The organism is [Limnothrix rosea] IAM M-220 (genome assembly GCF_001904615.1).
In the GTDB taxonomy this organism is placed as follows: Bacteria; Cyanobacteriota; Cyanobacteriia; order Cyanobacteriales; family MRBY01; genus MRBY01.
Genome location: NZ_MRBY01000084.1, coordinates 1 through 8,176, shown reverse-complemented (window position 1 = coordinate 8,176; position 8,176 = coordinate 1). Strand labels below are relative to the sequence as shown.

Sequence of the window (8,176 nt, the reverse complement as noted above, 5' to 3'; positions counted from 1 at the left end):
CTGGGTTAGTAATGGAACCATCGTTTCAACGACATTGCTTTTACTACTTCAGCATACTCATTCCCGGAGAGCCAAAAAGCGGTAGAACCCTAGTATGCATTATTGTTCTAGCTGTAATCTGAGTCATAATTAAACCTGAACATCTAATAATGGCGAGTGTAGTTCTAGTTATTATGATGGCGTTTTGTATGCTTTTTTACAGTTTTATAACGTTATAAAAGAAGCTTGCTGTGGGCTTTTTTGAGGAAATTTCTAATGTGTTCAGGTGCACAATTCGCGTCGTGATCTGAATCACAGTGAATCTATCGTGAAATCACCCAATAAATATAAAAAAGGAACAAAAATAATAGTATGAGTCTCTAAATAATTAGGTATTACTCAGTAATTGTTGTTATGAACACTCCATTTGCGATTCGTCGCTTAGTTGAGAAAGCACTTTTCATTAAGCAGATGACCCCTGAAATCGAGAACGCCATCAATTCGGAATTGACTCGTCAGGGTCATGTTTCTGATGTTGATTATGAGGCTTTGGAGCTTCTCATGTCTGAGATGGATGCTGGTCGTATTCGCTTGGTGCCGAGCCGCTTCTTGATCTAATTTCATTTCATTTAAACTTTTCCTGCTGAGGGACAAAGGTTTGCAATCGAACAGTTTTCGCACTGTGGTTTTCTTGCGTTACAAATGGCACGGCCGTGGTAAATCAATCGGATAGACCAATTTTCCCATTCTGGCTGGGGTAAGAGCTTCATTAAATCGCGTTCAATTTGGATGGGATTGTCTGATTTTGTCAGTCTCAGTCGATTACTCAATCGCTTCACGTGGGTATCTACTGTTACGCCTGAGATGATGCCGAAGGCATGGGCAAGGACGACGTTTGCTGTTTTACGGGCTACTCCGGCTAGGGTCAATAGCTCTTCCATGGTCTGTGGTACATGGCCTTCGAATTCGGACATAATCCGTTGACAGGCTTTCTGTATATTTTTAGCTTTATTACGATAAAAACCAGTTGAACGCACAAGCTGCTCCAGCTCTTCAATATCGGCGGCGGCGAAGGCTGGTGCGTCGGGAAAGCGTTTGAATAGGGCTGGTGTTACTTTATTCACGCGTTCATCGGTACATTGGGCTGACAAAATTGTGGCGACCATTAATTGTACGGGTGTTTCGTAGTCAAGGCTGCATGTAGCATTGGGATATAGTTCGTGAAGTTTTTCGAGTACGGCGATCGCCCGTTTTTTTTTGCTGCGTGGATATGTGATTGCCATGGGGTCTTGGGTCTAACGATGGGCAGTGGGGATTTTGTATTGTAATGAGGCTCAGTGGTGAATCTCAAATGATGGGCTGGAAGATTCTGGGCTTTAGGGGGAGTTATTGCAGGTGGATTAATGGGAGATGATGCCTGACCACTGCACTTTTTTCTCTCCACTGCGACGATAGGAAAAGAAATTCTTGGATTCTTTGTAGGTGCAATGGGGGGCGATCGCCAGTTGTTCTGGTGCTAATCTTAATTGCTCTAATTGCAATTGGTTAACGCGACGGACATCAAGGCGCACTTTATCCGGTTCTGCATCAAACAGGAGTGGCGAATTTTCGATATTTTCAAGGGCGAGAATCATGGCCTCAGGCTCATCTTTTAGATCGTCAAATCCCAAACTTAAGCCCATTTCTAAAGCAACATCTATAGACACTTGGTAGACTTCGCCGCTAATGGCAGGGCCGAGGGCAACCCGTAAATTTTCCAGCTCCGAGCCGGCATCAAGAAATTTTTTGACAGCGACAGGCAGAATGCGTTTTGCCGTGCCGCGCCAACCGGAATGAACCGCCGCGACTTGGCCTGTTTTAATATCCCCAATTAATGCTGGCGTACAATCGGCTGATGCGACGAATAAAGCTTGTTTCGTGTTGTCTGAAATGAGGCCATCGGCTTGCGAAAAATGCTGTCCTTCCCACTGAATATTGGCAGGGGATAAAACTGTATTGCCATGCACTTGTTTTACTCTGTGTGCTGATGCTTGGGGGTCAAAAACTAAAGCTAATTTTTCTGGCATTTGTGGTGCAAAGCTTTGGGTGAAAAAGCCGTGTTGCCACTGATCTAACAGTTGGCATGTTAAGTAAGATTTTCCTTGCCACTCTTGCCACTGCCATTGTTCTAATGAAGTTGCGTCGCCCATGCTACTAAGTCCTGCGTTTGAGAGTCGATCTTCCCAATATAGTAGTCAAAGTAAAGCAATCTCTAGAAAAGAGCCTCGCGGTCTGAAAACGCTAAGTTTAGTTGCCTCGGTTGCCCATTCCAAAAAGCTGGTATTTTAATGGAGGCAAAAAGCAAATGAGATAAAAGTGGGGCGACTGATGGGATACCAACGTGTACTGTTAAAGCTAAGTGGTGAGGCATTGATGGGGGATCTTGGTTATGGGATTGACCCTGCTATTGTGTCTGACATCGCACGGGAGATTGCGGAGGTTGTGGCAAGTGGTGTGCAGCTGGTGGTGGTTGTGGGCGGCGGAAATATTTTTCGTGGTGTCCAGGCTTCGGCGAAGGGGATGGATCGGGCAAATGCTGATTATATCGGTATGATTGCCACGGTGATGAATGCGATGACTTTGCAGGATGCCCTTGAGCAGATTGAAATTCCCACTCGTGTACAAACGGCGATCGCCATGCAAGAGGTGGCAGAACCCTACATTCGTCGCCGTGCTATTCGTCATCTAGAGAAGGGTCGGGTGGTGATTTTTGGGGCTGGCTCCGGTAATCCCTTTTTTACGACTGATACAACCGCAGCGCTGCGGGCAGCTGAAATTGATGCGGAAGTAATCTTTAAAGCGACCAAGGTGGATGGCATTTATGATAGTGACCCGGCCAAAAATCCTGAGGCAAAACGCTACGAAAGCTTGACCTATACCCACGTTCTAGCCAATGATCTAAGGGTAATGGATGGTACGGCGATCGCCCTATGCAAAGAAAACAACATTCCAATTATGGTGTTTAACCTCTTTGAAAAAGGTAATATCGTCCGCGCCGTCAAAGGTGAACCAGTTGGAACAATTGTGGGAGGTTTCTGTGACGTTAAATGATCTCAGAGAAAATATGCAAAAGACCATTGAGGCAACTCAGCGGTCTTTCAACACGTTAAGAACAGGTAGAGCCAGCACCGCGCTACTCGACCGAATTACAGTGGAATACTACGGTGCAGAAACACCTTTAAAATCTTTGGCCAGTATTACCACTCCCGATTCCAGCACCATTATGATTCAGCCTTTTGATAAAGGCAGTGTCAGTGATATTGAACGGGCAATTTCCATGTCTGACTTAGGTTTGACACCAAATAATGACGGTATGATTGTGCGCCTCAATATTCCACCTCTCACGAAGGATCGTCGTAAGGAACTGGTTAAAACAGCTAGTAAATTGGCAGAAGAAGGTAAAGTTGCAATCCGCAATATTCGCCGTGATGCTATTGATGATGTGCGTAAGCAAGAAAAAAATAGCGATATTTCTGAAGATGAATCCCGTGGTCTACAGGATGAAATCCAAGAAATCACTGACGAATTTACTAGCAAGATCGATGAATTGCTGAAGGTCAAAGAGAAGGACATTATGACTGTGTAGGCTCACCTATGAGGGTCGCAAATAGAGATTGTGTGTTTGCAATAACTGAATTCTCTAGGGCGTTCTCCCACTGGCTACAATATTTAGAGGGCGATCGCCGCCTTCTTTTTTTATTTTGATTATTTAATCTAATTTTTTCCTATGAGCCTTTTAAAGTCAGAGCTAACAACCCATGATGCTTTAGAGCTTGCCCAAGCCCTTGCCGCCAAACTGGCGATCGCCCCCAACGATTGGCACAAAATGAAGGGAAATCGAAAAGCCCAAGCAAGTCAACAGCTATCCGCAGCCCTCGTTTTCCTCTTGAACGATAATCCGGAAGCCGCCCTAACTCACCTACAACAGGCAACAGGCTGGCTCGATAAAACCTTGTCAGCACCCCGTTGTCCTGACCATGCTTCGAGATAGGGGGACACGGAGCCAAAGATAAGGAGCCAAAGATAAAAAGGAAATATGGCAAGGTTGGCCTTTCTCCCATCGGCTCGCTCGCACTAGTTAACGTGAGTTTTGCTTAAGCATGCTCGGAAATACGACGCGGTGAATGGGAGAGTGAGAGATCGGGAGATGTTTCTATGCAAACAATCCTCGCTTTCAAAAAATGCAAATTTTCGCTGCTTCCCCGTGTCTCTCCCTCTCCGTGTCTCTTTTTCTCTAAAGAATTTTGGCTACATGCTTATCCATAACTGACGTTAGTTAAAAACTAAGACGACGGCCACTTTGCTCGCGACCAATAAAGGCTTGTACCTGTTGGCGGTAATTCCAAATCGTTTTTTCTGCCCAATCACGGCTATTACTATTCACAAAAATGTGAACGAGCGGTTCCCCCGCATCCGGCAAAATGAGCGACCAATTGTCCGACAGTGGATCAATGATTTTGACCCCATCAATTAGTTCAAGATTGCCATCCTCATGGATTTCAACCAAGTGACGCATTAAAGAACCCTTCACCCGCCACGGACAACGCAACGTAAATGATTTGTGGTAAACCGCCGGTAACTCCACTCGAATCTGTCCTAGTGATCGCTCTTGAATCGTCAGCATTTCGATCAGTTTGGCGATCGTAAACATCGCATCAAAGCCCGGATGCAACTCAGGAAAAATAAAGCCCATATCGCCGCTACCACCCATCACAACATTGGGATTATTACGGCAAGCCTCCATCAAAGCCGTTGGATTTGCCTTTGTTCTCACCACCCGGGCATCATGGCGGCGGGCAATTTGTTCCACAGCGCTAGAGGCATAAACCGGGACAACGACAGTACTCCGCGGATTGGCAGTTAAGAGAATACTCGTCATCAGAGCCGTTAGACTTTCGCCAATAATTGCAAGTCCTGTTTCATCAACTAACGTTAACTGTTCGCCATTTGCCGCCACTTGTACGCCCATACTGGCACGCAGCGCCTCAACAACGTGACCCAGCTGTAAAAGAAGTAACTCTTTTTCCTGTCCTAACAGAGAGGTTTGTTTTAGGCTGGCATTGAGGACAATCGCATCACATTCAAACTTCGATAAAAGTCTAGGTAATACTGCATTGGCGACGGCATAGGCATAGTCAATGACCACCTTAGAACCGCTGTGCGTGAGGGCTCCAACATTGAGATGCTGTTCAAAACGTTGGCTGTAAACCTCTACGACTTGGGCTGGCATGGCCATATCGCCAATTTCGGTAATGGAGACGCGACGCAGGTCTTCTTTAAAGTATGTGCCCTCGATTTTTTTCTCTTTGTCTTTGGAGATATTAATCCCTTGGGCATCAATAAATTCCACTAAAATATGGTCTTGGCGATCGGGATGGAGACGGACATGGATGCCCCCTTCCACATCCAGAACTGTGGCCATGGTGCGGGCAATGGGGATGGCTGTGGCTTGGAGATTTTGGATATTAATGCCTGCCGACATTAATCCGGCAATCAGGGAACGGCTCACCATCCGAGAAACGCTACGCTGATCGCGAGAAACGATTACTGTTGAACCGACTTTTAGGGTGGAACCATAGGCTGCACCGAGCTTTACTGCAAATTCTGGGGTGATATCAATGTTGGCAAGGCCTGCTACACCGCGCTGTCCAAATAAATTACGTTGGGCGGTATTTCCCCAGATTAAATTGATATTGAGGATAGCGCCTGCTTCGATGCGTTTGTTTGGCCAAACTCGAACGCCAGTGCCGATGTGGGCTTCTTCTTCAACGGTGGATAAGGCACCGACAACGGCTCCTTCGAGGATATGGGCTCGGCGATCCACGCGGCTACCACGCACGATGGTACAGGCTCGCAGGTGGACTTCTTCGCCTAGCATCACGCCATTCCAGAGGATGGGTCGTTTTAGATCGGCATGGGCACCGACTGTGACGTTATCGCCAATCACGGTGCCAGATTCTAGATGTACCCTTGCACCAATGCGGCAGTTATCGCCAATCATGATGGGTGGCTGGATTTGAGCGCTATCGTCGATAAAGGTATTTTTGCCAATCCAAACGCCGGGCGATCGCTCTTCGTAGGGGTATTCGACGTGGACTTTGCGGGCTAGGGCATCGTACTGGGCTGTGCGATAGGCATCTAGATGACCAACATCACACCAATAGCCATCGGCGATGTAGCCATACATGGGCTCGTTATTTTCGAGTAGTAGGGGAAATAGATCTTTGGAAAAGTCGCATTCTTCTTGGTCGGGTAAATATTTGAGTACTTCTGGTTCGAGGATGTAAGTACCGGTGTTGACGGTATCGGAAAAAATTTCGCTGGTGGATGGTTTTTCGAGAAAGCGACAAATGCGGTAATCATCGTCGGTAATGACCACGCCAAATTCGACGGGGTTGGGGACGCGGGTAAGGATAAGGGTGGCTTTTGATTTTTTTTTGTGGTGAAAGGCGATCGCCGCTGTTAGGTCAAAATCAGTAATACTATCGCCGCTAATGACTAGAAATGTATCTGTGAGCAGCTCTTCGACATTTTTGACACAGCCAGCAGTACCGAGGGGTTGTTCTTCTTCGATGGCATAGTGCATCTTAACGCCAAAATTTTCGCCATCTTGGAAGTAGTCTCGCATTACATCTGGCTCGTAATGGAGGGTGGCAATCACCTCTGTAATGCCGTGGCGTTTTAATAGATTAATAATGTGCTCAGCGATTGGGCGATTCAGCACAGGAACCATTGGTTTTGGTAGATTACAGGTCAGCGGACGTAGTCTTGTTCCCGCTCCCCCAGCCATTAAAATTGCCCGCATAAAAATACTTCTCCTGACTCTATCTACTATAGATTTTTAATGTTGGAGAAGACAGCTTGACCGGATTTTTCTTGCCATGCCTGTCAAAGTGAGGGCGATCGCCCATGGCAGCCAAACAATTACAACACAAATCAAAAGTCTTTACTGGCATTGTATTGGCTGTTCTAAAGGATTTGTGGCGATCTAGGGAAAGTCGATATTTTTGTTAAAGAAATAATCTTTAGATAACTTTATCTTTCAACTTTAGGATGATGTGTGTATGGCGCAAATTTTAGCGGTTTAGCAAAAGACCTTCCGCAACAGCGGCGATCGCCATCGACTTGCTACAGTCGAGAAACGCATATTTTTATTAAAGAAACAATCATGGTTAAAACAGCTTCTACAATGTTGCCCCTCGGTTCCGACGCACCAGCCTTTGCCCTGCCTGATGTTACAACAGGTCAAACCACTACCCTAGACACCTTTGCCGGGGAAGCAGGCCTACTGGTTATTTTCATGTGTCGCCATTGTCCTTTTGTGATCCATGTGCAGGACGAACTCGCCAAGATCGGCATGGACTTTGTGCCTAAAAATCTGGGTATGGTGGGCATTAGCGCGAATAATGTTGAAACCCACCCCGCCGATGCCCCCGATAAACTCAAGGAAATGGTGGCAGAACTAAATTTCAATTTTCCGATTCTCTACGACGAAACCCAAGAAACGGCCAAGATCTATCAGGCGGCTTGTACCCCTGACTTTTTCTTGTTTGATCGGCATTTTAAGCTTGTTTATCGCGGACAGCTGGATGATTCTCGCCCTGGTAATGATGAACCGGTTACGGGTAAGGATTTGCGGGAGGCGATCGCCAAGGTGTTAGCAGGTGAGCCTGTCAGTCCCGATCAGAAACCAAGTATTGGCTGCAACATCAAGTGGAAACCGGGCAATGAACCCGATTATTTCGGCTAGACCACTGGATAGGATTTCACTGCAAACCACAGCATTAAAACAACGGCAAGGACAAGCAATTTCGCAATGATGTAGAGCGTGCTGCTCTGAAATAGATAGGAGCTAAGCATCGTATCTCCTTAGGCGGCCAAATTGGCGATCGCCTCTAAATTTAACTCTATGTAGAGGGCAGTGGTAAAAACTGCTCTTTACTCCTATCTTCCCTCTAAATATTTTTTCTATCCGCACTAGGAGAGCTTTTGTTGGAAAACGTTGTAGTCCTTAAAGTACCAACACTCGCTTGAGTTATTTCTGCAATTTTTCTTCTTATGTCACTATGGCGATCATCTAGCCATCTATGGAGACATTGTGAATAACCTGAGTTTTGCTTAAGGGTGCTCGGCAATACGACGCGGCGAATAAGAGAGC

At 46.2% G+C, this 8,176-nt stretch carries 9 protein-coding genes; 5 read left to right on the top strand and 4 right to left on the bottom strand.

Features of this window, described 5'->3' with window-relative positions; translation table 11 throughout:
- Positions 1-393: 393 nt before the first annotated feature.
- Entirely contained in the window at positions 394-597 is a 204-nt protein-coding gene (locus tag NIES208_RS18110) for a hypothetical protein (protein ID WP_075894391.1), read from the top strand.
- Positions 598-608: 11 nt separating this feature from the next.
- Here NIES208_RS18110 and nth read toward each other — a convergent pair whose 3' ends face one another.
- The gene (gene nth, locus NIES208_RS18105; RefSeq protein ID WP_075894390.1) at positions 609-1,262 is read right to left on the bottom strand and encodes an endonuclease III; all 654 of its coding nucleotides are present in this window, start codon (positions 1,260-1,262) and stop codon (positions 609-611) included.
- A gap of 117 nt (positions 1,263-1,379) precedes the next feature.
- Complete coding sequence (pgeF, locus tag NIES208_RS18100; protein WP_075894389.1) at positions 1,380-2,168, bottom strand: peptidoglycan editing factor PgeF; 789 nt, start codon at positions 2,166-2,168, stop codon at positions 1,380-1,382.
- A 178-nt stretch (positions 2,169-2,346) separates the two neighbouring features.
- On the opposite strand from pgeF, the gene pyrH reads away from it, so the two are divergent.
- The 3 genes from pyrH (at position 2,347) to NIES208_RS18085 (ending at position 4,009) form a co-directional block, all read left to right on the top strand.
- Entirely contained in the window at positions 2,347-3,069 is a 723-nt protein-coding gene (gene pyrH / locus NIES208_RS18095) for a UMP kinase (RefSeq protein ID WP_075894388.1), read from the top strand.
- Entirely contained in the window at positions 3,056-3,604 is a 549-nt protein-coding gene (frr, locus tag NIES208_RS18090; protein ID WP_075894387.1) for a ribosome recycling factor, read from the top strand. Before pyrH ends, frr begins: the two co-directional genes overlap by 14 nt.
- 141 nt (positions 3,605-3,745) lie before the next feature.
- Entirely contained in the window at positions 3,746-4,009 is a 264-nt protein-coding gene (locus NIES208_RS18085; protein ID WP_075894386.1) for a DUF6439 family protein, read from the top strand.
- Between the two features lie 285 nt (positions 4,010-4,294).
- Here the strand turns inward: NIES208_RS18085 and NIES208_RS18080 are convergent, their stop codons facing one another.
- Positions 4,295-6,823, bottom strand: coding sequence for a mannose-1-phosphate guanyltransferase (locus NIES208_RS18080; RefSeq protein WP_075894385.1), 2,529 nt, complete (start codon positions 6,821-6,823; stop codon positions 4,295-4,297).
- A gap of 363 nt (positions 6,824-7,186) precedes the next feature.
- Here NIES208_RS18080 and NIES208_RS18075 point away from each other — a divergent pair, with 363 nt between their 5' ends.
- Positions 7,187-7,768: a thioredoxin family protein gene (locus NIES208_RS18075; RefSeq protein WP_075894392.1), complete on the top strand. Its 582-nt coding sequence runs from the start codon at positions 7,187-7,189 to the stop codon at positions 7,766-7,768.
- Positions 7,769-7,973: 205 nt separating this feature from the next.
- Here the strand turns inward: NIES208_RS18075 and NIES208_RS19280 are convergent.
- A partial coding sequence (locus NIES208_RS19280; RefSeq protein ID WP_216349436.1) for a hypothetical protein occupies positions 7,974-8,176 on the bottom strand: 203 nt, incomplete at its 5' end.

Coding starts and splice junctions, on each gene's coding strand:
- NIES208_RS18110 (WP_075894391.1), top strand. CDS start 394: ATGAACACTCCATTTGCGATTCGTCGCTTAGTTGAGAAAGCACTTTTC.
- nth (WP_075894390.1), bottom strand. CDS start 1,262: ATGGCAATCACATATCCACGCAGCAAAAAAAAACGGGCGATCGCCGTA.
- pgeF (WP_075894389.1), bottom strand. CDS start 2,168: ATGGGCGACGCAACTTCATTAGAACAATGGCAGTGGCAAGAGTGGCAA.
- pyrH (WP_075894388.1), top strand. CDS start 2,347: ATGGGATACCAACGTGTACTGTTAAAGCTAAGTGGTGAGGCATTGATG.
- NIES208_RS18085 (WP_075894386.1), top strand. CDS start 3,746: ATGAGCCTTTTAAAGTCAGAGCTAACAACCCATGATGCTTTAGAGCTT.
- NIES208_RS18080 (WP_075894385.1), bottom strand. CDS start 6,823: ATGCGGGCAATTTTAATGGCTGGGGGAGCGGGAACAAGACTACGTCCG.
- NIES208_RS18075 (WP_075894392.1), top strand. CDS start 7,187: ATGGTTAAAACAGCTTCTACAATGTTGCCCCTCGGTTCCGACGCACCA.